The sequence below is a fragment of the Pigmentiphaga sp. CHJ604 genome (assembly GCF_036972535.1).
GTDB lineage: Bacteria > Pseudomonadota > Gammaproteobacteria > Burkholderiales > Burkholderiaceae_B > Pigmentiphaga > Pigmentiphaga daeguensis.
The window spans coordinates 3803647-3827263 of sequence record NZ_CP136998.1; the positions used below are offsets into that span (position 1 = coordinate 3803647).

At 67.2% G+C, this 23617-nt stretch carries 21 protein-coding genes and 1 pseudogene; 10 read left to right on the top strand and 12 right to left on the bottom strand.

All coding sequences use genetic code 11. The features are described 5' to 3' along the window. Nucleotides 1–17: 17 nt before the first annotated feature. Complete coding sequence (locus R4823_RS18300) at nucleotides 18–1601, bottom strand: rhodanese-like domain-containing protein (RefSeq protein WP_132980052.1); 1584 nt, start codon at nucleotides 1599–1601, stop codon at nucleotides 18–20. Between the two features lie 163 nt (nucleotides 1602–1764). Here R4823_RS18300 and R4823_RS18305 point away from each other — a divergent pair, with 163 nt between their 5' ends. After that, nucleotides 1765–2643: a LysR substrate-binding domain-containing protein gene (locus R4823_RS18305; protein ID WP_087841450.1), complete on the top strand. Its 879-nt coding sequence runs from the start codon at nucleotides 1765–1767 to the stop codon at nucleotides 2641–2643. A gap of 35 nt (nucleotides 2644–2678) precedes the next feature. Here R4823_RS18305 and R4823_RS18310 read toward each other — a convergent pair whose 3' ends face one another. After that, complete coding sequence (locus R4823_RS18310; RefSeq protein ID WP_087841451.1) at nucleotides 2679–3599, bottom strand: LysR family transcriptional regulator; 921 nt, start codon at nucleotides 3597–3599, stop codon at nucleotides 2679–2681. A gap of 121 nt (nucleotides 3600–3720) precedes the next feature. Here R4823_RS18310 and R4823_RS18315 point away from each other — a divergent pair, with 121 nt between their 5' ends. The 3 genes from R4823_RS18315 (at nucleotide 3721) to R4823_RS18325 (ending at nucleotide 6544) form a co-directional block, all read left to right on the top strand. Then, nucleotides 3721–4512: a class II aldolase/adducin family protein gene (locus R4823_RS18315; protein WP_087841452.1), complete on the top strand. Its 792-nt coding sequence runs from the start codon at nucleotides 3721–3723 to the stop codon at nucleotides 4510–4512. Between the two features lie 90 nt (nucleotides 4513–4602). Continuing rightward, the gene (locus tag R4823_RS18320) at nucleotides 4603–5574 is read left to right on the top strand and encodes a tripartite tricarboxylate transporter substrate binding protein (protein WP_338615688.1); all 972 of its coding nucleotides are present in this window, start codon (nucleotides 4603–4605) and stop codon (nucleotides 5572–5574) included. A 4-nt stretch (nucleotides 5575–5578) separates the two neighbouring features. Next, complete coding sequence (locus R4823_RS18325) at nucleotides 5579–6544, top strand: D-2-hydroxyacid dehydrogenase (RefSeq protein WP_338615690.1); 966 nt, start codon at nucleotides 5579–5581, stop codon at nucleotides 6542–6544. Between the two features lie 23 nt (nucleotides 6545–6567). Here the strand turns inward: R4823_RS18325 and dnaJ are convergent, their stop codons facing one another. The 6 genes from dnaJ to hrcA all read right to left on the bottom strand — a co-directional run bounded on the left by dnaJ (nucleotide 6568) and on the right by hrcA (nucleotide 13429). Next, complete coding sequence (gene dnaJ, locus R4823_RS18330) at nucleotides 6568–7689, bottom strand: molecular chaperone DnaJ (protein ID WP_279818674.1); 1122 nt, start codon at nucleotides 7687–7689, stop codon at nucleotides 6568–6570. Between the two features lie 205 nt (nucleotides 7690–7894). After that, nucleotides 7895–9835 (bottom strand): molecular chaperone DnaK, encoded by a 1941-nt coding sequence (gene dnaK / locus R4823_RS18335; RefSeq protein ID WP_087841456.1) that lies wholly within the window; start codon nucleotides 9833–9835, stop codon nucleotides 7895–7897. Between the two features lie 106 nt (nucleotides 9836–9941). Further along, complete coding sequence (gene grpE, locus R4823_RS18340; RefSeq protein WP_087841457.1) at nucleotides 9942–10508, bottom strand: nucleotide exchange factor GrpE; 567 nt, start codon at nucleotides 10506–10508, stop codon at nucleotides 9942–9944. A 338-nt stretch (nucleotides 10509–10846) separates the two neighbouring features. Continuing rightward, entirely contained in the window at nucleotides 10847–11227 is a 381-nt protein-coding gene (locus R4823_RS18345) for a S4 domain-containing protein (RefSeq protein WP_087841458.1), read from the bottom strand. Between the two features lie 4 nt (nucleotides 11228–11231). Continuing rightward, nucleotides 11232–12341: a ferrochelatase gene (gene hemH, locus R4823_RS18350; protein ID WP_338615692.1), complete on the bottom strand. Its 1110-nt coding sequence runs from the start codon at nucleotides 12339–12341 to the stop codon at nucleotides 11232–11234. Between the two features lie 83 nt (nucleotides 12342–12424). Beyond that, the gene (gene hrcA / locus R4823_RS18355; protein ID WP_338615693.1) at nucleotides 12425–13429 is read right to left on the bottom strand and encodes a heat-inducible transcriptional repressor HrcA; all 1005 of its coding nucleotides are present in this window, start codon (nucleotides 13427–13429) and stop codon (nucleotides 12425–12427) included. A 226-nt stretch (nucleotides 13430–13655) separates the two neighbouring features. Between hrcA and R4823_RS18360 the strand changes: the two genes are divergently transcribed. Together R4823_RS18360 and recN are read left to right on the top strand one after the other, a co-directional pair. Then, nucleotides 13656–14552: an NAD kinase gene (locus R4823_RS18360; protein ID WP_087841461.1), complete on the top strand. Its 897-nt coding sequence runs from the start codon at nucleotides 13656–13658 to the stop codon at nucleotides 14550–14552. 32 nt (nucleotides 14553–14584) lie between these two features. Continuing rightward, a complete protein-coding gene (gene recN, locus R4823_RS18365) occupies nucleotides 14585–16228 on the top strand; it encodes a DNA repair protein RecN (protein WP_338615694.1) in 1644 nt (547 codons plus the stop codon). Between the two features lie 30 nt (nucleotides 16229–16258). On the opposite strand, the gene fur is transcribed toward recN, so the two are convergent. Then, nucleotides 16259–16678, bottom strand: a complete 420-nt coding sequence (gene fur / locus R4823_RS18370) for a ferric iron uptake transcriptional regulator (RefSeq protein ID WP_087841463.1) — start codon at nucleotides 16676–16678, stop codon at nucleotides 16259–16261. A 354-nt stretch (nucleotides 16679–17032) separates the two neighbouring features. Here fur and R4823_RS18375 point away from each other — a divergent pair, with 354 nt between their 5' ends. Then, nucleotides 17033–17575 (top strand): outer membrane protein assembly factor BamE, encoded by a 543-nt coding sequence (locus tag R4823_RS18375; protein WP_243724592.1) that lies wholly within the window; start codon nucleotides 17033–17035, stop codon nucleotides 17573–17575. Between the two features lie 5 nt (nucleotides 17576–17580). Then, nucleotides 17581–18390 (top strand): 4-hydroxy-tetrahydrodipicolinate reductase, encoded by an 810-nt coding sequence (dapB, locus tag R4823_RS18380; protein WP_087841464.1) that lies wholly within the window; start codon nucleotides 17581–17583, stop codon nucleotides 18388–18390. 185 nt (nucleotides 18391–18575) lie between these two features. Here the strand turns inward: dapB and R4823_RS18385 are convergent. After that, a pseudogene (locus R4823_RS18385) lies at nucleotides 18576–19163 on the bottom strand (CheB methylesterase domain-containing protein); the annotation flags it as partial. Between the two features lie 77 nt (nucleotides 19164–19240). Further along, nucleotides 19241–20119, bottom strand: coding sequence for a protein-glutamate O-methyltransferase CheR (locus R4823_RS18390; RefSeq protein ID WP_243724575.1), 879 nt, complete (start codon nucleotides 20117–20119; stop codon nucleotides 19241–19243). A 74-nt stretch (nucleotides 20120–20193) separates the two neighbouring features. On the opposite strand from R4823_RS18390, the gene R4823_RS18395 reads away from it, so the two are divergent. After that, complete coding sequence (locus R4823_RS18395; protein ID WP_338615696.1) at nucleotides 20194–21816, top strand: response regulator; 1623 nt, start codon at nucleotides 20194–20196, stop codon at nucleotides 21814–21816. Continuing rightward, on the top strand, nucleotides 21813–22445 hold the full coding sequence (locus R4823_RS18400) for a response regulator transcription factor (protein WP_087841467.1): 633 nt from the start codon (nucleotides 21813–21815) through the stop codon (nucleotides 22443–22445). Before R4823_RS18395 ends, R4823_RS18400 begins: the two co-directional genes overlap by 4 nt. A gap of 258 nt (nucleotides 22446–22703) precedes the next feature. On the opposite strand, the gene R4823_RS18405 is transcribed toward R4823_RS18400, so the two are convergent. Then, entirely contained in the window at nucleotides 22704–23603 is a 900-nt protein-coding gene (locus R4823_RS18405) for a response regulator (RefSeq protein WP_087841532.1), read from the bottom strand. Nucleotides 23604–23617: the final 14 nt, after the last annotated feature.

Here is a 23617-nt window from a genome sequence, read left to right on the forward strand (position 1 = left end):
GCTTTCCTCCTCAGGTGTCATGGCGAGATGCGATATGCGCCCCGCTCTTGTGCGTCGAGCTGTCCGATCAGGCCCGTTTCCCAGGCGAGATAGCGCCGGGCGGCCTCCTTGTTGCCGTCGTGCCTGTCGTGGACGAAGAAAAGAAAATCGATGCAGTCTGCATCGCGCGGCGTATCGGGCGTGGCCTCGACCGCCAGCCCCGCCTCCCGCCACTGCGCAACCGGCGCGACCAGCGCGCGCGCCCCGGCGCGGAGCGCTTCGGGCAGCTCGCCCGCGGCCAGCGCGGCCAGCTCGGCGCTGGCCGCCACCAGCACCAGCGCGCCCGCCCCCGTGCCTGCCAGGCCCGCCATGCGCGGACGGATGGCCCAGCGCGCCCCCGCGATATGCGCCTGGCGGTAGGCCATGCTGGCGCGGACGTCCAGGATCTGCACCTGGCCCGCGGCCACCAGGGCGGCCAGTTCCGCCGGGCCCACCAGCGGCAGGCCCTGCACGGCGACCGCCGGCGCCGGCGGCGGCAGCGCCGCGCCCGCGCGGGTCCATTCTTCGGGGGGCAGCACATGGATTTCACGCCCCATCTGGGCCAGCCAGCTCGCCACCACCCGCGCGCGGATGCCGTCGTCGTCCGTCACCACCAGCCGGGCGCCCTTGACTCCCACGTACAGATCGGTGCCCTGCAGGAGCTGGCCGCCCGGCGCGTGCTGGGCGCCAGGCAGCGAACCGGCGGCGAACTCCTCGCCGGTGCGCACGTCCAGCAGGAACGTGGTGCGATCCTCCTGGCGCATCCAGCCGGCCAGCGTCGCCGCGTCGACCTCGGCGACGCCGTGCCGGCCGGCCAACTCCCGGGCCCTGTCCCGCCGCGCCTTCAAGTCCGGCGCCGCCGCGTCCACCTGCGGATAGCGCCTGTCGTTGCCGTGCTCCAGCGCCAGGTCGTTCAGATACCAGCCCTGCGTACCGTTCTCCAGGGCATAGACGGGATTGGGAATGCCGATGTTGATCAGGGTCTGCGCGCCGATGATGCTGCGCGTACGGCCGGCGCAATTGATCACCACGGGCGTGCGGTCATCCGGCACCAGCGCGTGGATGCGCAGCGCCAGTTCGCCGTTGGGGCAGCAGACCGCGCCCGGGATGTTCATCTTGCGGAATTCGTCCACGGGACGGCCGTCCAGGACCACCACCGCTTCCCCCCGCGCCTGCATGGCGGCCAGTTCCGGGGCCTGGAGCCGGGGCGTGTGATAGGCGTGCTCCACCAGTTCGCCGAAGGTCTTGGACGGCAGGTGCACGCCCTGGAACATCCCGTAGCCGGCGGCCTTCCAGGCGGCCGCGCCGCCGCGCAGCACGTGCATGTGGCCATAGCCCACCGCCTCCAGCCGCGCGGCGGCGCGTTCGGCCACGCCATCGCCGTCGTCCAGCAGCACGACGGGAACGGTCTTGCGCGGCACCAGGCGCTCGACGTCCAGCTCCAGCCTGCTGTAGGGAACCGACACGACGAAGAAAGGATGCTCTTCGCCGTACTGCCCGTGCTCGCGCACGTCCAGGAAGGCGATCTCTCCGCCTTCGTCCAGCCATTGTTTCGCTTGCCCTGCGGTGATGGTTTTGCTCATGGGAGATATCTGTGGATGAAGCCGGTCGATCCCGCATCCGGCCTGGGTGACCTCGATAAAACTATCTTGGAAACTTATAATTCTTTTGACCTACCCACAGTCTATGCAGCGAGCACACCCAGCACAATTTAGAAATCGACCCTAAAATATAAGCATTTCTTATATGAAGAATTTCGACCTGACGCAGTTGCGCACCCTGGTGGCGATCGCGGAACACGAGACCTACCTCGCGGCCGCCGAGAAGACGCACCGCACGCAGGCGGCGCTGACCCAGCAGATGCAGCGCCTGGAAGCGCAGGCGGGCGTGCCGCTGTTCGAGAAGGCCGGACGCTACAAGCGCCTGACGGCGCACGGGCGCAGGCTGCTGGACTACGCCAAGCACATGATCGCCATCAACGACGAAGCGTGGCGAGCCCTGAAAGACCGTGAGCTGACCGGCTCGCTGCGCGTGGGCTCGCCGCAGGATGTGGCCGACAGCATCCTGCCGCCGCTGCTGGCGAACATCGCGCGGCTCTCCCCCAGGCTGCAGATGGAGATCCACGTGGGCCGCAGCCCTTTCCTGATGGAGTCGCTGCGCATGGGCGAACTGGACCTGACGGTCTCGACGCGCGAGGATCCGGCGCTGGAAGGCATGGTGCTGCGCACCTCGCCCACGGTCTGGCTATGCTCGGCGGACTACGTCTTCGAACCCGGCAAGCCGGTGCCGCTGATCATCGCGGACGAACACAGCCTGTACCGCCGCATCGCGCTGACTGCGCTCGATGCGGCCAGGATGTCATGGCGCACGGCCTACCTCGCGCCGCACATGATAGGCATCAAGGCTGCGATACGGGCCGGCCTGGGCGTGACCGCCCGCTCGGTGGAACTGCTGGGGCCCGATATGCGGGTGCTGGGCGAGAAGGACGGCCTGCCCCGGCTGCCCGACGTGAGCTACTACCTCTGGATGCGCCCGGACTCGCTGAACCCGGTGCTGCGCCAGGTCTACGACGGGCTGAAGTCCACCTTGCGGCCGCTGGACCTGCGCGGCGGAAGCGCTGCCTAGAACCTGTTCACGCCAAAAGGAGGCTCGCACAGGCCCTAGAGGGTATCCATGCCCGCGAGTTCGTCGCGCGCGATTTCCACGAAGGCTTCGGCGGCCGGCGACAGGCTCCGGCCCCGTTTATGCACCAGCGAAAAATCCATCGGTACCCGCGGGCCCACCAGCCGGCAGCGCGTCAGATTCTCGTAGCGCATGCCTCCCGCCAGCGCCGATGCCCAGATCGACACCCCCAGCCCGCTGGCCGCCATCCAGAATGCCGAGGACAGGAAATTGACCTCGTGCACGACGTTGAGCGCGATGCCGGCACTGGCCGCGGCCGCCTCCATCCGGCCGCGCATGCCATAGGCCAACCCCTGCCGCACGGCTATGACCGGCTCCCGGGCGAGGTCACGCCAGCGCACCTGGCGGCGGCCCGCCAACGGATGGTCCGTCGCGCATACCAGGCACAGGTGATCGCGCAGCAGCACCCGGGATATCAGCAGGGCGTCCTCGCGCTCCGGCGTGCCGATGCCGAAATCCACGGGCTCGGACAGCACCCTGGCCAGGAACTGGTCCGGCGCGCAATCGTCCAGTACCAGTTGCACGCCGGGATAGGCGTCGCGAAAACGCCGCACCACGCCCGGCATCAGGACGCTGCCCACGGTGGCGGTGACCGCCACGTGGACGCGGCCGATACGGCGGTCGCCCAGGTCTTCCATCCGCGTGCCCAGCCAGGCCACGTCGCCCAGTATGCGTTCGGCGGTGGCGATGATCTCCTGCGCGGCCTGGGTCGGCACCAGCGACCGCGAGGTGCGGTCGAACAACCGCAGGTTCAACGTGGACTCCATCTGTCTGAGCATGGTGCTGACCGCCGATTCGGTCACGGAAAGGCGGCTCGCGGCGGTCGCGAGCTTGCCGAACCTGTAGACGGCGACGAAAGCCCGCAGTTGCCGCAGGCTCAACTGGGTCTCGATGCTCATTCAGATTTTTCTCAAGATTCGAACAAAATGTTTTGATTGGCTTTGGCGCGACCAGGCGATTCAATACTCTATCCCAAGCGCGGCCGGAGCGCCTCGCCATATTGAACACGCTCAGGAATTCATGCGGACCGATACCCCCTCCTCCTCCCGCCCCGTGCCCCACGCCGAAGAATGGCAGATGCGCGTGGACCTGGCCGCCTGCTACCGGCTCCATGCCCACTACGGGTGGACCGATCTCATCTATACGCACATCTCGGCGCGCGTGCCGGGTGCCGAGGAACACTTCCTGCTCAACCCCTTCGGACTGATGTTCGACGAGGTCTGCGCCTCGAACCTCGTCAAGATCGACATCGACGGCAACGTCGTCGAACCCACGCAGCATCCCGTCCATCGTGCCGGATTCGTCATCCACAGTGCCGTCCATGCCGCGCGTCCGGATGCGCGCTGCGTCATCCACGCCCATACCCGGGCCGGCATGGCCGTGTCGGCGATGAAGTGCGGACTGCTGCCGTTGACCCAGCACGCCATGCTGTTCCACGGCAAGGTTGCCTACCATGACAGCGAAGGACTGGCCAACCAGATCTCCGAACGCGAACGCCTGATCGCCGACCTGGGCGACAAGCCGGTCATGATCCTGCGCAACCACGGCACGCTGGTGGCCGGAGCAAGCATCGGCCAGGCCTTCGCGATGATGTGGCACCTGGAAATGGCGATGCAGGCCCAGGTCGATGCACTGGCCAGCGGCCAGGAATTGACTCTTCCCGACTCCGCCCTGGCCGACAAGATCTCCGCGGCCGGCTTCCGTCCGCCCGGCACGGTCCGCTCGGACGGAACCGTCAGTCCCCTGGGCAACCTCGAATGGCCCGCGCTCTTGCGCATGCTGGACCGCAAGGATCCGTCCTATCGCACTTGATTCACCCCATCGCATCCGGCCCGCCACCGGCGCGCGCCGGCCTCACGACAAAAACGCAGCGCGGCAAGAGCCGCGCGCAAGGAGACAGGCATGTTTCATCGTTGCCGCTATCTGTTCGCCGGCCTGGCCGCCGCGCTGGCCCTGGCGGCCACGCCCGCCCACGCCTATCCCGACAGGCCGATACGCATCATCATTCCGTACGCGCCGGGAGGCGGTGCGGACGGCTTGTCCCGCCTGCTTGCCCAGCGCCTGGAAAAAACCCTGGGCCAGCCCGTGCTGGTCGAATCGCGCTCCGGTGGCAATACCGTGATCGCCGCGCAAGCGGTCGCGCGGGCCACCCCCGACGGCTACACGCTGTTGATGACGGGCGGTTCGACCATGTCCCTGATCCCGCTCACCAGCAAGCAGGTACCCTACGATGTCCGGGCCGACTTCGCCCCCATCAGCATGCTGTCCAAGGGTCCGTACCTTCTTTGCGTGTCGGCCGAACTCGGCGCCAATACGCTGGACGAAGTGCTCGCCATGGCGCGGGCCAAGCCCGGCGCGCTGTCGTATGCGTCCAATGCCATTGGCGGCTCCGCCCACCTTGGCATGGAACTGCTTGCCCAGCGGGCCGACGTGCGGCTCAACCACGTGCCCTACAAGGGCTTTGCCCCCGCGATCGCCGACGTGGTGTCGGGACGCACGCCGCTGGCCATGCTGGACCAGGCCGCGTTGGGAGGATTCGGCAAGTCGGGCCGCATCAAGGTACTGGCTGCCACGTCGCTGCAACGCTCCAGCATGTATCCGGACGTGCCGACCCTGGCCGAACTGGGCTTCCCCGGCTATGAGCTGGAAACGTGGTTCGCGCTCTACGCCCCGGCGCGCACGCCGAGCGCGATCATCGACAAGCTTGGCGATGAAATCCGGGCGTGGCTGGCGACACCGGAAGCCCGGCAGGCACTGAACGCGCTCGGCCAGGAAGCCGCGCCGTCCACCGCCAGCGCGGTACGGACCCGCATCGAAAGCGAACAGCAGTCCTACGGGCCGCTGATCTCGGCGGCGAAGATCAGCACGGACTGATGCCATGCGGACGTCCCCTGCATCCACGGATGATTTCCGGCTGCTCATCGTCAACGCCGATGGCCAATACTATGCGCGGGAACTGACCCGGCGCCTGCCTGATCTCGCGTTCGACTGGATTGGCCCGAACCAGCCGATACCCGATTCGGCTCGGCAGGCCACGGCACTGGCGTGTTTCGCCAGCGCGTTGAACCATGGCTTGCTGCGTGCCTTGCCCCGGTTGCAGTGGCTGCAGGCCTTGTCCTCCGGCGTGGATGGCATCGCGGACCATCCGGACCTGCCGCCGGACGTGGCGTTGACGTCGGCACACGGCATCCACGGCCCGGCCGTCTCGGAAATGGCCTTGACGCTGATGCTCGCCCTGGCGCGCGATCTCCCGTCCATCCTGGCGGACCAACGCGCACGCCGCTGGCAGCGCCGACGCCAGCCGCTGCTGCACGGCAAGACGCTCGCGGTAGTGGGAACGGGCTTGATAGCCAGCGAACTGGCAATCAAGTGCCAGGCGCTGGGCATGCATACGCTGGCGGTATCGGCGAGCCCTCGCCAGGTGGCGGGCTTCGACCGGGTGCACGCCCATGGCACGCTGCGCGACGTGGCTGCGCAAGCGGACTTCCTGGTGCTCCTGGCCCCCCTGACCCAGGCAACGCGGGGATTGGTGGACGCCGCCGTGCTGGCGGCGATGAAACCCGGCGCCTTCCTCATCAACCTGGCGCGCGCGGCGCTATGCGATACCGCCGCGCTCGTGGACGCACTTCGCGGCGACAGGCTGGCAGGCGCCGCGCTGGACGTATTCGAACGCGAGCCCCTGCCTGAAGACGATCCCTTGTGGTCGGTACCCAGGCTGTTGATCACGCCGCACATCGGCGGCGAGTCGGACCGTTATGCCGACCAGGTGCTGCCGCTCATCGCGCACAACGCGCGTGCCTGGGCCAGCGGCGACCGGGCCGGCCTGCGCAACCGGGTGCGCTGAACGTCCGGTCGTCCGGTCCGATATCAGCTGAAGAACTCCTTCACCCTGTCCGTCCACGACTTGCTCTGCGGAGAATGCTTGTCGCCGCCTTCGCTTAGCGAAGCCTCGAAGTCGCGCAGCATCTGCTTCTGCCTGTCGTTCAGGCGCACCGGGGTCTCGAGCACGACGTGGCAATAGAGGTCGCCCGGATAGCTGGAGCGCACGCCGCGTATGCCCTTGCCGCGCAGGCGGAAGACCTTGCCCGACTGCGTGCCTTCCGGGATGCTGATCTCGCCGCGGCCGCCCAGCGTGGGCACTTCCAGGTCCCCGCCCAGCGCCGCGGTGGTGAACGGAATGGTCAGCTCGCAGTGCAGGTCGTCGCCGTCGCGCTGGAAGATGCCGTGCGGCTTGATGTGGATCTCGACGTAGAGGTCGCCCGAAGGACCGCCGTTGACGCCGGGCTCGCCGTTGCCGGAGGAGCGGATGCGCATGCCGTCGTCGATGCCGGCCGGGATCTTGACCTGCAGGGTCTTGTTGCGGCGGACCTTGCCGACGCCGTCGCAGGCCGTGCACGGATCGGGGATGACCTTGCCCGTGCCGTGGCAGGTCGGGCAGGTCTGCTGGACGCTGAAGAAGCCCTGCTGCATGCGCACCGCGCCGGTACCGCCGCAGGTGTGGCAGGTCTTGGGCTGGGTGCCGGGCTTGGCGCCGGAGCCGTGGCAGGTGTCGCAGTTGTCCCAGCTGGGGACGCGGATCTCGGTGTCGAAGCCGGTGGCGGCCTGCTCCAGCGTGATTTCCATGCTGTATTTCAGGTCGGCGCCGCGGTACATCTGGGCGCCGCCGCGCTGGCGGCCGCCGCCGAATATCTCGCCGAAGATGTCGCCGAACGCGTCGGCGAAGCCCCCCGCCCCGCCGCCCATGCCGCCCGCGGCCGCCGCATCGACGCCGGCATGGCCGTAGCGGTCGTAGGCATCGCGCTTCTCGGCTTCGCAGAGGATCTCGTAGGCGTACTTGACCTCTTTGAACTTCTCTTCCGCTTCCTTGGAGCCGGGGTTGCGGTCGGGGTGGTACTTCATAGCCAGCTTGCGGTAGGCCTTCTTGATTTCTTCCTCGGTGGCGGTGCGGGCAACGCCGAGGACTTCATACAGATCGCGTTTGGTGGACATGGTTCTTTCTTCGGTGGCCCGTTTTCAGAAGGCCGGCAATATCTCTGGTGAATAGCGGTTGCGTGCTATTGACGGATTTGGGTAGGCCCCCTGACGTCGCGGGGCAGCCAGGGGGCCTACCCAAATCCTGCACCGGTGCCTGCACCAGCGCAGTCAAAACGAAAAGCGGAACGGCCCACATTGTAGGCCGCTCCGCGGGTACCGCTTACTTGTCGTCTCTTTTGACTTCCTTGAAGTCGGCGTCGACCACGTTGTCGTCGGCCTTCGCTCCGCCGGCGTCACCGCCAGGAGCCGCACCCGCGCCGGCGGCCTGGGCCTGGGCTTGCATGTCGGCGTACATCTTTTCGCCGAGCTTCTGCGAAGCCTTGGACAGCGCCTCGACCTTGGCGTCGATGGTGGCCTTGTCGCCTTCCTTCAGGACGTCCTCGAGATCCTTGATGGCGGCCTCGATGGATTCCTTCTCGGACGCCTCGAGCTTGTCGCCGTATTCCTCCAGCGACTTGCGGGTGGCGTGGACCAGGGCGTCGGCCTGGTTGCGCGACTGCGCCAGCTCGGCCACGCGCTTGTCCTCGTCGGCGTTCGCCTCGGCGTCGCGCACCATGCGTTCGACTTCATCCTCGGTCAGGCCGGAGTTGGCCTTGATCGTGATCTTGTTTTCCTTGCCGGTGCCCTTGTCCTTGGCCGACACGTGCAGGATGCCGTTGGCGTCGATGTCGAAGGTGACCTCGATCTGCGGCGTGCCGCGCGGCGAGGGCGGGATGCCTTCGAGGTTGAATTCGCCCAGCGCCTTGTTGCCGGCGGCGATTTCGCGCTCGCCCTGGAACACCTTGATGGTCACGGCCGGCTGGTTGTCGTCGGCGGTAGAGAACACCTGCGAGAACTTGGTCGGAATCGTGGTGTTCTTCTTGATCATCTTGGTCATGACGCCACCCAGGGTCTCGATACCCAGGGACAGGGGCGTCACGTCCAGCAGCAGCACGTCCTTGCGGTCGCCCGACAGCACGGAGCCCTGGATCGCGGCGCCGGCGGCGACGGCCTCGTCGGGGTTCACGTCCTTGCGCGGATCCTTGCCGAAGAACTCCTTGACCTTCTCCTGCACCTTGGGCATGCGCGTCATGCCGCCGACCAGGATCACGTCGTCGATGTCCGAGACCTTGACGCCGGCATCCTTGATGGCGATGCGGCAGGGCTCGATCGTGCGGTTGATCAGGTCCTCGACCAGCGCTTCCAGCTTGGCGCGGGTGACCTTCAGGTTCAGGTGCTTGGGACCGGAGGCGTCGGCCGTGATGTACGGCAGGTTGATCTCGGTCTGCGTGGCCGACGACAGTTCGATCTTGGCCTTTTCAGCGGCTTCCTTCAGGCGCTGCAGGGCCAGGACGTCCTTGGACAGGTCCACGCCCTGTTCCTTCTTGAACTCGGCGATGATGTAGTTGATCAGCACCTGGTCGAAGTCTTCGCCGCCCAGGAAGGTGTCGCCGTTGGTGGACAGCACCTCGAACTGCTTCTCGCCGTCGACGTCGGCGATCTCGATGATGGACACGTCGAACGTGCCGCCGCCCAGGTCATAGACGGCGATCTTGCGGTCGCCCTTTTCCGACTTGTCCAGGCCGAACGCCAGCGCGGCCGCGGTGGGCTCGTTGATGATGCGCTTGACGTCCAGGCCGGCGATGCGGCCGGCGTCCTTGGTCGCCTGGCGCTGGCTGTCGTTGAAGTAGGCCGGCACCGTGATCACGGCCTCGGTCACTTCCTCGCCCAGGTAGTCCTCGGCGGTCTTCTTCATCTTGCGCAGCACTTCGGCCGACACCTGCGGCGGGGCCAGCTTCTTGTCGCGCACCTGCACCCAGGCGTCGCCGTTGTCGGCCTTGACGATGGCGTAGGGCATCAGGTCGATGTCCTTCTGCACCGCCTGTTCGTCGAACTTGCGGCCGATCAGGCGCTTGACGGCGTACAGGGTGTTCTTGGGGTTGGTAACCGCCTGGCGCTTGGCCGGCGCGCCGACCAGGATCTCGCCGTCTTCCATGTAGGCGACGATCGAGGGGGTGGTGCGGGCGCCTTCGGCGTTTTCGATGATCTTGACCTGCTGGCCTTCCATCACTGCGACGCAGCTATTGGTGGTGCCCAGGTCGATGCCTATGATTTTGCCCATAATCCTTGTTCCTGAAAGAAATCAGAAAATTTCGCTTGAATCAATAAATAGGTGGGAATTTCGTTATTTCAATGCCTGCGATAGCTTCTTTCGATCGCGGCGGGCCTTATTTGGCGGCCGCGACCGTCACCAGTGCCGGACGCAGTACTCGATCGACGATCATGTAGCCCTTCTGCAGGGTCTGCAGGACCGTGTTGGCCGGCTCGTCCGACGGAACCGACGCGATGGCCTGATGGTGGTGCGGATTGAACTTGTCCCCGGGCACCGGGGCGATCTCGACCAGTTTGTTGCGCTCGAAGGCGCCGATCAGCTGCTTGAGGGTCACATCCACGCCCTCGCGCAGGGTGTCGATGGACTGGTTTTCCTGGGCCAGGGCAGCCTCCAGGCTGTCCTTGACCGGCAACAGGTTTTCCGCGAATGCCTCGATGCCGAACTTCTGGGCCTTGGAGACTTCCTCCTGGGCGCGACGACGGATATTGTCCGCCTCGGCACGGGCGCGCAGCATGGCATCGTAGTTGTCCTTGGCCTCGGCCTGGGCCGCGGCCAGCTGGGCCTGCAGCGCGACGATGGGATCCTCGCCGCCCTCGGTTTCGGGCGTTTCCGCCGCCGGAGCGGGGTTCACGTTTTCGGGATCCAAATTGGGTTGGTCGCCAGGCTTGTGCTCAGCCGACATTGGTGCCTCCATGAAAAACCAGAAAAATCAGTGACTTGCTTGAACTCTATGCGCGAGATGGGGGTGAAATCTGCGCTTTCAAGTATATCCCCCCCCTACGCGCTGACGCGCGCCCCCCAGGGGGCGATGCGGGTGGACCGGCGGAGCCGGATCCACCGCATCCTCGGTCTAGTGCCCGTTTCTTGGGTTGTGGCACCCGTGCTTCGCTGGCTGCCAGCGGTAGCAACGGTGCTTGAATCCAAGAAACGGGTACTAGACCCAGGAAACCGCGGATCCGGCTTTGCCGGTCCGCCGGTTTCGCCCCCTGGGGGGCGCGCGTTAGCGCGTAGGGGGGGTCCTCAATTGGGGGTTCTAAACCTCTCGATCTTGCGGCGGTCTTGCTTGGTGGGGCGGCCTTTCAGGGTCGCGGCGGGGTCGGCGTTCTGGCGGCGCAGTTCGATGGCTTCCAGGCGGCGTTTCATGCCTTGCTGGGTCTCGTCGTACAGGGTGCGCGCGAAGACCGCCGGGCCGCGCTGGGTGGACAGGGCTCGGACCAGGACCTCCCAATCCTGGTCTCCGGCGCGGATTTGCAGGATGTCGCCGGGACGCACGGCGCGCGAGGGCTTGACCCGTTCGCCGGACACCTTCACCTGCCCTGCCTCGACCGCTTCCTGGGCCAGCGTACGGGTCTTGTAGAACCGTGCCGCCCACAGCCATTTGTCGATACGTAGTTCTTCCATCACATTACCGGTCGGTCGCCGGCGTCTTGTCGTTCTTGCGCTGCAGCAAGACGGCTGCATGCGCCGCGTCGGCGGGCTGGCGGGCCTCGGAGCGGGTGGTCCAGCCTTGCATGTGGCGCTCGGCCAGGTCTGCCAAGGCCCCTATCCACGCCGGCGAGTCGTTCAACGCGTCGATGTAGCGTAGTTGCCGGCCCCCCGCCAGCAGGAAGGCTTCCTTGCCCTGCATCGCGATCTCTTCCAGGGTTTCGATGCAATCGGCGACGAAGCCCGGGCAGAACACGTCCACGTCGGACACGCCGCTTTTCGCCAGTTCCTTCAGCCGGGGTTCAGTATATGGCTGGAGCCACTCGGCGGCGCCGAAACGGCTCTGGAACGTAATCTCGACCTGTTCGGCATACAGGCCCAGCCGCTCGGCCAGCAGGCGGCCGGTTTCCAGGCATTGCTGGTGATACGGATCCCCCAGCGCGATGGAACGCTTGGGCAGGCCATGGAAGCTCAGCACCAGTTTCCGGCCCCGGCCCTTGTCGCGCCAGAAATCCAGGATGCGGACGGCCATCGCCTCGATATAGCCCGGGTCGGCGTGGAAATCGCGCACGTACCGGATCTCGGGCACGTTGCGCAGCCGCGCCAGGCAGGCGCCCACGGCGTCGGATACCGCGGCGGTCGTGCTGGCCGCGTACTGCGGATAGAGCGGCAGGACCAGGATGCGCTCGCAGCCGTTCTCGCGCAACGCGGCGATGCCCGCCTCGAGCGACGGATTGCCATAGCGCATGGCCAGCGCCACTTCCACGCCCAGCCCGCGGTCGGACAGTTCGCGCGACAGCCCCTCGGCCTGGCGGCGGCTCCAGGCCAGGAGCGGGGAGCCCTCGGACGTCCACACCGAGGCGTAGCGCGCCGCCGCGTCGCGCGGCCGCAGGGTCAGGACCAGGCCGTACAGGATGGGCAGCCAGACCAGGCGCGGAATCTCGACTACCCGGGGATCGGACAGGAACTCGGCCAGGTAGCGGCGGACCGCGGAGGCAGTAGGCGCGTCGGGCGTGCCCAGGTTGACCAGCAGCAGGCCGGTGCGGGTGGGATGGAGGGAAGACGGCGGCGGCTCGGGAAGGAAACGCATGCGTGGCGTGTGCGGGTCTCAGGAATGGCGGGAGGAACGGCGCGGGGCGGAGATGCCCCCGGCCGTTGCCGGCGGACGCCGGCTCAATGATGGCTCAACGCGTTGGACAACAGCCGCGCGGTGATGTCGACGATGGGAATCACCCGCTCGTACGACATCCGGGTGGGGCCGATCACGCCCAGGGTCCCCACGACCTTGCCGTCCACCCCGTAGGGCGCCGTGATGACGCTGACCTCTTCCATCGGCACAAGCTGCGAGTCGCCGCCGATGTAGATCTGGACGCCCTGCGCCCGGCTCGAGACGTCCAGCAACTGCATCAGGTCGGTCTTTTTCTCGAACAGCTCGAACATCCTCCGCAGCTTGTCCATGTCGGCGGTGATGTCGGACACGCCCAACAGGTTCAATTCACCCGAGATGACGACGCTGTCGTCCTCGGTGGCCGCCTCGGCGCTGGCATCCACCGCCAGCTCCATCAGCCGGGAGATGTCCTCGCGCAACTGGCTCAGTTCCCGCTGGAGGATCTGGCGCACGTCCTCGAACGACTTGCCGCTGAAATGCTGGTTGAAGAAATTGGCCGCCTCGGTCAGCTCGGCCGAGGAATAATCCCGCTGGACCATCAGCATGCGGTTCTGCACGTCGCCCTCGGGCGTCACGATGATCAGGAGCACCCTGGTGTCGGACAGCCGGATGAACTCGATCTGGCGGAACATCTGGCTGCGCTTGGGCGACATCACCACGCCGGCGAACTGGGTCAGCTTGGACAGCAGCGAAGCCGCGGCCGCGATGACGCGCTGGGGTTCGGCCGAAGGCAGCAGGGTCTGGATGTGGGTGGCCTCGGAGACTTCGTAGGGCTGCACCGTCAACAGCGAGTCGACGAACATCCGGTAGCCCCGGGGAGTGGGGACGCGCCCGGCGGAAGTATGGGGGCTGTGGATCAGGCCATGGTCCTCGAGGTCGGCCATGACGTTGCGGATCGTGGCCGGCGACAGGTCGAAGACCTTGGAGAGCGTGCGCGAACCGACAGGCTGTCCGTCGGTGATGTAACGCTCGATGAGAGCTTTCAACAATGTACGTGCGCGATCGTCCATAAAGGGATTGTACCCCCCCTACGCGCTTACGCGCGCCCCCCCGGGGGGGCGGCACTGGCGGACCGGCGGAGCCGGATCCGCGGTGCCCTGGCAACTGCCAGGCTGATGGGGGCCGGGGTTCTTTAGAGGAACGGCGTTCAAGGTGGGTGAACGGATTGAGTATTGGGAATGGCAAAAAGGACCACATGGGGCCCCGTTGGGGGGTCTCCCCTCATATAATGCCTGCATGCATTTTCCCATCGTCGCCCTCGTCGGCAAATACCACGATACCGGCATCGCCGCGCCGTTGCGCGCGGTCGCGCAGATGCTGCGCGATGCCGGACGCGAGGTCGTGTTCGAGAAGGACACCGCCACCAATATCGGCGTCCTGGACTACCCCTCCGCCACCGTCGAGGAGATCGGGCAGCGCGCGTCGCTGGCCATCGTCATGGGGGGCGACGGCACGATGCTGGGGGTGGCGCGGCAGCTGGCGCCCTGGGACGTGCCGGTGGTGGGAATCAACCACGGCCGGCTGGGATTCATCACCGACGTCCCCATCGAGGATGCCGGCACCGCCATCGCCGGCATCCTCGACGGCCAGTTCGAGTCGGAAACCCGCACCCTGCTGGCCTGCAGCGTCATCCGGGGCGAAACCACGCTGGTCTCGGCGCTGGCCTTGAACGACGTGGTGCTGAGCCGGGCCGGCCTGGGCGGCATGCTGGAAGTCACGGTGCAGGTGGATGGCCTGTACATGTCCAAGCAACGCGCCGACGGCCTGATCATCGCCACGCCCACGGGATCGACGGCCTACGCGCTGTCGGCCAACGGCCCCATCCTGCATCCGTCGCTGCGCGGGCTGGTGCTGGTGCCGGTGGCGCCGCAGGCGCTGTCGAACCGGCCGATCGCGATCCCGGACGACTGCACGATAGACATCACCCTCACCCGCTCTCCGGGGGGCCGCGACGAAAGCGCCAGCGTGCACTTCGACATGCAAAGCTGGTCGTCGCTGCAGGAAGGCGACCGCGTCCTGGTGAAACGCGCCGAACATACCATCCGCTTCCTGCACCCGGCCGGATACAGTTATTTTTCCACCCTGCGGCGCAAGCTGCACTGGAACCAGATTTCCGGCACCGCGATCGACTAGTCTTTCCCGCCCCTTCCACCGGCCCCATTCGTATGCTGCGCGCCCTGCACATCAACGATTTCGTGATCGTCGACCAGACCGAGGTCGAATTCGGCCCCGGCTTCACCGTTTTCTCCGGCGAAACGGGCGCCGGCAAGTCGATCCTGATCGATGCGCTGGCGCTGGCCCTGGGCGAACGCGCCGATGCGTCGGTGCTGCGGGAAGGCGCCAGCCGGGCCGAGGTCAGCGCGGTGTTCGACGTTCCGCCGGCCCTGCTGGACTGGCTGGCCGAACGCGAGCTGGACACCGACAGCCTGGTGCTGCGGCGAGTCATCGATGCCCAGGGCCGCAGCCGCGGCTACATCAACGGCGTACCCGCCACCCTGACCCAGCTGCGCGAACTGGGCGAGCACCTGGTCGACATCCATGGCCAGCACGCGCACCAGAGCCTGCTCAAGACCGATTCCCAGCGCGACATGCTGGACGACCACGGGGACCACGGCGCCTTGCGGCGCGAGGTGGCCCAGGCCTGGAAGGCCTGGCGCGAGCTGGCGCGCAGGCTCGAAGCCGTGGAACGCGACGCGGCCTCGCTGCAGCAGGAGCGCGAGCACCTGCAATGGCAGGCCGACGAGCTCGACCGGCTGGCGCTGAAGGACGGCGAATGGGAGCACCTGCAGGCCGAGCACGGCAGGCTGGCCCATGCCCAGTCGCTGATCGACGGCGCCAGCCAGACCATCGCCGCCCTGGAAGAAGACGATGACGCCGCCCATGCCCGCCTGGCCGCCGCGGCCCAGCGCATCGGCCAGCTGGCGGTGCACGACGCCGCGCTGGCACCGGTGTCCGAGGCGCTGGAATCGGCCCGTATCGCGTTGCAGGAAGCCGTCTCCGACCTGAACAGCTATCTGGGGCGCCTGGAGCTCGACCCCCAGCGCCTGGGCGAAGTCGAGGCGCGCCTGCAGGCGGTGTTCGACACCGCCAGGAAGTTCCGCCTGCAACCGGAGGAATTGCCCGAACGGCATGCCACGCTGCTGGCCCAGCTCGAGACCCTGAAAGAAGCCGAGGACGTCCAGGCGCTGCGCGCCAGGGCCGAAGCCGCCAAGGCCGCCTACGACGCCGCCGCCGCCAAGCTCGGCCGGGCCCGCAAGAAGGCGGCCGGCTCGTTGTCCAAGGCGGTGACCCAGGCCATGCAGACGCTGGCCATGACCGGCGGCCGCTTCGAGGTCGCGGTCGAGCCGGCCGACCCCGGTATCCACGGGTCGGAGGCCATCGAATTCCGCGTCGCCGGACATGCGGGCACCACGCCCCGTCCGCTGGCCAAGGTGGCGTCCGGGGGCGAACTGGCGCGGATCTCGCTGGCCCTGTCCGTCATCGCCAGCCGCGCAGCGCGGGTTCCGACCCTGATCTTCGACGAAGTCGACACGGGCATAGGCGGCGCGGTGGCCGAGGTGGTGGGCAGGCTGCTGCGCGAACTAGGCAGTTTGCATCAAGTATTGTGCGTCACCCACCTGCCCCAGGTCGCCGCTTGCGGCAATACGCACCTGCGGGTCGACAAGCGCCAGGAGAAAGGCGCGGCGATCTCCACGGTCAATCGGCTGGACAGGGGGGGACGGGTGGACGAGATCGCCCGGATGCTGGGCGGCATAGAGATCACCGCCACGACGCGCAAGCATGCGCGGGAAATGATAGGCAACAACTGAGGCGGGCCAGCGCCCGCCCCTTGCCTGCCTTCAGCGGCTCTTGGCGCAGTTCTGGCAGATGCCGTAGAGCGACAGCGCGTGCCCGGTCAGCACGAAGTTGTGATCCTTGGCGATCTTCTGCTGGCGTTTTTCGATTTCCGCGTCGAAGAACTCCTCGACCTTGCCGCAATTGGTGCAGACCAGATGGTCATGGTGGTCGCCCTCGTTCAGCTCGAACACGGCCTTGCCGCTGTCGAACTGGCTGCGGACCAGCAGCCCGGCCTGCTCGAACTGCGTCAGCACGCGATAGACCGTGGCCAGCCCGATCTCGACGCTTTCGCCGATCAGGGCCCGATAGACGTCTTCGGCGCTCATGTGGCGCACTTCGGCCTTGCGGAAGACATCCAGGATCTTGAGCCGGGGAAAGGTCGCTTTCAGGCCTATACTTTTGAGTTCGCTTTGATCTGTCATGATGATCCCTTCTGAAAGCGGTTTCGTGTGTCGGTCCCCGCTGGACGGCGGGAACCGGCGTGGGTGCTGGGTCTTCGAGCCCAGTCAGCCATCGGGCGCGCGACACGCGCATGGCGCGGCGCTCCGGCATGGAAGGCGGCGGGACGGCCCGGCTCGGCGCACGAAGCGCCCTGTTACCCGTCCCGCGGCAGCCGTCCTGAAGTGCCGGGAAAGCCCCGGAAAAGCCCAGGCAATCCCCGAGGGCTTTATGATAACGGTTTCCCCAATCAAGACGAGTGCGGATCTGTGCCAAACGCTCTGATTTCCTTCATCCACGGCCAAGCCGGCACCTTGCGGCGGCTGGCCCCGGCCGCGCTGCTGGGCCTGGCGGCATGCAGCTCGGTCAACAACTACGTCCCGAACTTCGTCAAACCCTACCGGGCCGACGTCCAGCAGGGCAACTGGCTGACCCAGCAACAAGTGGAGCTGCTGCGCCCCGGCATGACCCGCGAACAGGTGCGTTTCGCCCTGGGCAGCCCTACCCTGACCAGCATTTTCCATTCCGACCGTTGGGACTATCCGTACCTGTTCACGCCGGGCCACGGGCAGACCGAGGAACGGCGCTTCACCGTCTATTTCGTCAACGACCGGCTCGAGCGCTGGACCGGCGATGAACAGCCCGCCCGCCAGCCGTTCCAGCAGAAGGACACGCGCAAGGCCCTGGGCGCCATCACGCAGCCGGCCCAGCAGGCCCCGAACGCGGCGCCCCTGACGGTCGAGGGCAACGCCGCCTCTCCCAGCCTGGACCCCGGTTCCGCGCCCGCCGTCGCCACGCCGGTCGCTCCGCTCGCGCCTCCCGCCGCACCGCCCTCCGGCGACGCGGCCCCCGCTCAACCCGCCACGAATACCAAGGAATGACCTCGATGCGTATCGCCATTGCCGGGGCTACCGGCCGCATGGGCCACATGCTGATCGAAGCCGTGCTCGCCGCCCCCGACCTGGAACTGGCCGTCGCGCTGGACCGCGCAGGCAGCCCCGCCATCGGCCACGATGCCGCCGAGTTCCTGGGCAAACAAAGCAAGGTCATCATCACCGACGACCTGGACGCTCTTGCCCAGGCCGACTGCCTGATCGACTTCACCCGACCCGAGGCCACGCTGGCCCACCTGGAAGCCTGCCGCCGCCACGGCGTCAAGCTGGTCATCGGCACCACGGGCTTCGACGAAGCCGGCAAGGCCGCGATCGCGGCGGCCGCCGACAAGGTCGGCGTGGTCTTCGCGCCCAACATGAGCGTGGGCGTGAACGTCACCCTCAAGCTGCTGGACATCGCCGCCCGCATCCTGAAGGACGATTACGACGTGGAAGTGTTCGAGGTCCACCACAAGCACAAGGTGGATGCTCCATCCGGCACGGCGCTGAAAATGGGTGAAACCGTGGCGCAGGCCTGGGGCAAGCCGCTGTCCGAGGTGGCCGAGTGGGCCCGCCATGGCGACACCGGAGCCCGCAAGCACGGCACCATCGGCTTTTCCTCCGCCCGCGGCGGCGACGTGGTGGGAGACCACACGGTCTTCTTCTGCGGCCCGGGCGAACGCATCGAGATCACCCACCGCTCGAGCAGCCGCGTCAACTACGCCGAAGGCAGCCTGCGCGCCGCCCGCTATCTGGCGGACAAGTCGGCCGGCCTGTATGACATGCAGGACGTCCTGGGTCTGAGGTCCCCCCCTACGCGCTAACGCGCGCCCCGCAGGGGGCGATGCGGGTGGACCGGCAAAGCCGGATCCACCGCATCCTGGGTCTGGGTGCGGACGTCTCGGGGCGGAGCGCCGCATCCCCTCAACGGTGCTGGCGGACCGGCAAAGCCGGATCCGCTGTGCCCTGGCAACGGCTAGAACGGCCTCCTATGGGGCCGTTTTGCTTTTCAGGGTCCATTGATGGCCTTGTTCTTGGCTTCTACGGCGATGACCAGGCGCTGGGCCATCTGGGGCAGCGGGACGATCTCGTGGACGGCGCCCAGGGCGATGGCTTCGCGAGGCATGCCGAAGACCACGCTCGACGCTTCGTCCTGGGCAAGGTTGTAGGCGCCGGCCTCGCGCAGCGTCAGCATGGCCCGCGCGCCGTCCTTGCCCATGCCGGTCAGCATGACGGCCACGGTGCACGCCCCCGCCGCGCGGGCGGCCGACAGGAACAGGACTTCGACCGAGGGACGGTGGCGATTGACCGGCTCGCCCTCGGACAACTGCGCGTGATAGCCCAGCAGCGGCAGCGGCCGCACCGCCAGGTGCGCGTGGCCGGGAGCCACATAGACGTGCCCTGGATGCAGCCGTTCGTTGTGCTCGGCTTCCTTGACGCGCAGCGGCGTGTGCTTGTCCAGGCGCTCGGCGAAGCTGCGCGTGAACCCGGGCGGCATGTGCTGGGTGATGACGATGGGCGGCAGATCGGCGGGCAGCGCTTCCAGCAGGTCGCGCAGCGCTTCGGTGCCGCCCGTCGAGGCGCCGATGGCGACCAGCAGCCTGTGGTCGTATCGGGATGGCGGAGGCGCGCGGCCGTCCGCGGGCCGGTGGTGCTCGTCGGTCATGGATGCGCTCAGCCCGGCTGCCTGGCGTAGACGGTACGCCCCTGGAGCACGAAGCGCTGCTGCCCCTGGGAAAAGCTTTCGGAATGCCCGACGAACAGCAGGGCTCCGGCCGGCATCAACCCGGCCATGCGCTCGACCACCCGCAATTGCGTGGGGCGGTCGAAATAGATGAGGACGTTGCGGCAGAACACCGCATCGAGCGGCCCGCGCACCGGCCAGGCGGGATCCAGCAGGTTCAGCTGGCGGAAATTCACCAGCGCGCGCAGTTCGGGCCGCACTGCGTACAAGCCCTCGGCTTCCTCGATGAAGTAGCGCCGCGCCTGCTGGTCGGGCACCTTGGCCAGTTGATCCCGCCGGTACACGGCCTGGCGCGCGGTGGCCAGCACATGGGTGTCCAGGTCGGTCGCCAGGATGCGCACCGGCGGCGCCAGGGTCCCGAACACCTCGGCGGCCGTGATGGCCAGGGTCCAGGCCTCTTCGCCCGTGGAAGCGGCCGCGCACCAGAGTTGCAGGGTCTGGCCCGGGCGCTCGGCGGCCAGCCGCTTCAGGTAGGCGGCCAGGATCTGGAAATGGTGGTTCTCGCGGTAGAAATACGTGAGATTCGTGGTCAGCGCGTTGACGAAGTATTCCCATTCGGGCGCGCCGGCGCGCAGGCCCTCCAGGTAGGCGCTGAAGGACGGACGGCCGGTCGCGCGCAGCCGCCGGGCCAGCCGGCTGTAGACCATGCTGCGCTTGGCGTCCGACAGCGAAATGCCGGTGTGCTGCCGCAACAGGGTCCGTATCCGGTCGAAATCCTGGCCGCTGAAGGCGAATTCGGTGCCGACGAGAGAGTCGGCCGTGCCCGGCATGGCGTCGGTCATGGCCAGGAGGCTGGTTCTGGAAGTCACGCTTGGCCCTAAAGGAAAAGCCCCCACGCTATCATTGACGGGATTATCGGCAACACTTACTGATTCATTAAGCAATGTTCAATCGCGGCCCCGTCTCCGTGCAGAACGCCAGCCCCCCGCAGGCCGGCCTGCCTCGCTTCATGACGGCCGCGCCCGGCCAGGCCCCGGCCGCGCTGGGCCCCGACGCCCGCGAAGCCTCGCAACTCGCCATCCTCTTCATCGAGGACTCGCTCGCCGACTTCACGCTGATGCGCGCCGTGCTGGTCGACGCGGGGCTGAACGTCACGGCCCAGTGCGTGGACACCGAAACGACCATGCGGCAGGCCTTGGCCGAACGAGCCTGGGACGCCATCATCAGCGATCATTCCCTGCCGACCTTCAGCGGCCTGCGCGCGCTGAAGGTGGCCAAGGAAGCCGGCTTCCGCGGCCCCTTCCTCATCGTGTCCGGCGCCATCGGCGAGGAAACCGCGGTCGAGGCTATGCGGGCCGGCGCCGACGACTATGTCATGAAGAACAACCTGCGCAGGCTCCCTCCCGCGCTGGAACGCGGCCTGCGCGAAGTGCAGACCCGCGACCAGCGGCAACGGGCGGAAACCGCGCTGGCCTCGGCCCACGATCAGCTGAACGCGGTCTTCTCGGCCACGCCGGTCGCCCTGTTCGCCATCTCGCGCGAGCGTACCGTCACCATGTGGAGCCCGGCCTGCGAAGACCTGACCGGACTGGGCTCGGCCGACACGCTGTCCCGCTCGTTCGCCCTGCCCTCGCAGCCCGACACCTGGAAGCTGCTGACCCTGATCGCCCCGGCGCTGGACGGTTCCGAGGTACGCGGGCTGCCGTTCAGCATAGAAACCCGGGGCGAAAAGCGCGAGTTGCTGGTATCGGCCAGTCCGCTCAGCGGTTCTCCGCCTTCGGGATGCGTGGTCGCGCTGTCCGACGTCACTCACCTGGCCCATGCGCAGGCGGAACTCAGCCGCTCCGAAAGCCAGCTGCGCGAACTCTCCCGCCACACCGAACGCGTGCGGGAGAACGAACGGGCCGAACTCGCGCGCGAGATCCACGACGATCTGGGCGCCCTGGTCACCCGGATACGCGCCGACCTCGCGCTGGCCCGCCGCCGCTCCCGCGAAAAGGAAACGGCGCAGTTGCTGGACGAAGCCGAACAGATGGTCGCTTCGCTGGGCGAGGCCATCTCCCGTATCGCCCGGGCCATGCGGCCGCCCGTGCTCGACTTCGGCATCGTTGCCGCGATCGAGTGGCAAGCGCGCGATTTCGCGCAGCATACGGGCATCACCGTCAACGTCCACACCAACCAGGACGACCTGGCGCTCGAACTGGAGCAATCCATCGCCGTCTTCCGCATCTTCCAGGAAGCCCTGACCAACGTGTTCAAGCATGCGCAGGCCACGCGCGTGGACGTCGACCTCTTCGCCGACGACAGCACCCTCAGCCTGGAAGTCCGCGACAACGGCATCGGCCTGTCGTCCGACGCGCTGCGCAAGGGAACGTCGTTCGGCCTGCGCGGCATGATGGAACGCGTCCACGGCCTGGGCGGCTGGATGGACATAGGCGGCGCGCCCCAGACGGGCACGCCGCCTTTCCGAGGAACCACACTCATGATTTCGATCCCGTTGAATCCCCCTACGCTCTCCCTGCCTGGCGGAAAATCCCCCCACCACGAGCCGGAGGACCAGGAATGATCCGTCTGGTGCTCGCCGACGACCACGCCATCGTGCGCTCCGGCCTGCGGCAGATCGCGCAGGCCGAGGAAGGCATATCGGTGGTCGGAGAAGCGGCCGATTGCGGCGACCTGCTCGACGTGCTGCGCAAGACCGAGGCCGACGTCGTGCTGATGGACATATCCATGCCCGGCAAGAACGGGCTCGAAGGGCTCAAGCAGGTGCGCGAACGCTGGCCGCGCATCGCCGTGCTCATGCTCAGCATGTATCCCGAGGACCAGTACGCGGTACGCAGCGTCAAGGCCGGCGCGGCCGGCTACCTGCACAAGAACTCCCCGCCCGAAACCGTGATCGAGGCCATCCGGACCGTCGCGCGCGGCAAGAAATACATCACGCCCGAACTGGCCGAACAACTGGCCACCCACCTCAGCCAGGGCGACGAGCGCCCGCCGCACGAATTGTTGTCCGACCGCGAATACCAGACCATGGTGATGATCGCCTCGGGCCGCACACTGACCCAGATCGCCGAGGAAATCTCCCTCTCGCCCAAGACCGTCTCGGTCTACCGCGCACGCCTGCTCGAGAAGATGAAGCTCAAGAACAACGCCGAGCTGACCCACTACGCGCTGAAACACAAACTGGTGGAGTAGAGGCCCCCCCCTACGCCCTTCGGGCGCCCCCCAGGGGGCGAAACCGGCGGACTGGCAAAGCCAGATCCGCGGTTTCCTGGGTCTAGGGAAACCATCTTGGACTGAAGCACAGTTGCTATCGCTGGCAGCCAGCGATAGCACCGGTGCAACAACCCAAGACAACCCCACTAGACCCAGGATGCGGTGGATCCGGCTCCGCCGGTCCACCCGCATCGCCCCCTTGAGGGGGCCCGCGTAGCGGGTAGGGGGTGGGCTTCCCTAGGGGGTTTCTATACTTCCGATGGCCTCCCGGCCGTCGTCGGTGTAGGCCAGGTCCTTGAAAGTCAGGGCGCGGGCCATGGCGATGCCTCGGCCGTGCATGTCGAAGGCGCGGTCGGGAGAGATTTCCAGGTAGGTTCGCCAGTCGAAGCCGGGGCCCTGGTCCCTGACGCGGAAGCGGATGCGGTCGGGTTCGCGTTCGAAGCTGACGCTGGCGATGCGGTCCCGGTACGGGACCAGGGACAGCCGCCGCTGGATCTCCGCCGCCCAGCGGCCTTCCATGCTCAGGCGCCCCTTGTCGGCGAAGCCGATTTCCAGGTTGCCGTGTTCGACCGCATTGACCATCAGTTCGGCCAGGCCTATTACCGCCACTTCGGGCGCGGGACACAGCTTGGCCAGGAAGAAGGCCAGTTGCCGGGCCTCGGCCAGGGACACGAAGCCGAAGCTGGCCTGCCGCATGTGGGCGAACACATCGTGCACGTCGGACAGGCGCCGGCGCAGGCCCTTCTGCCGCGCGCGGAACTCGATGGCCGCGCTGACGACCGCGATCAGCATGTCGTGCTCGTACGGCTTGGTCAGGTAGTAGTAGGCGCCCCGGTGTATGCCCTCGAGCACGTCGGCGGGGCGCGCGGCCGCAGTCTGCATGATGACCGGGACATCGGCCAGGCGGCGGTCCGCGCGTATGCGGGTCAGGAGCTCGATGCCGTCCAGTCCCGGCATCATCCGGTCGAGCACGATCAGGTCATGGTCGATGCCCGGGTCCTGCAGCACGTCCCAGGCCTGGATGCCGTCCTGCACGCACCGGAGCCGATAGCGAGGATCGGACAGGTGCTCGGAAATGATTTCCAGGTTGAGCGGCTCGTCGTCGACGACGAGGATGTTGAACGGTTCCTGCGACATGAAGCATCCGGTGT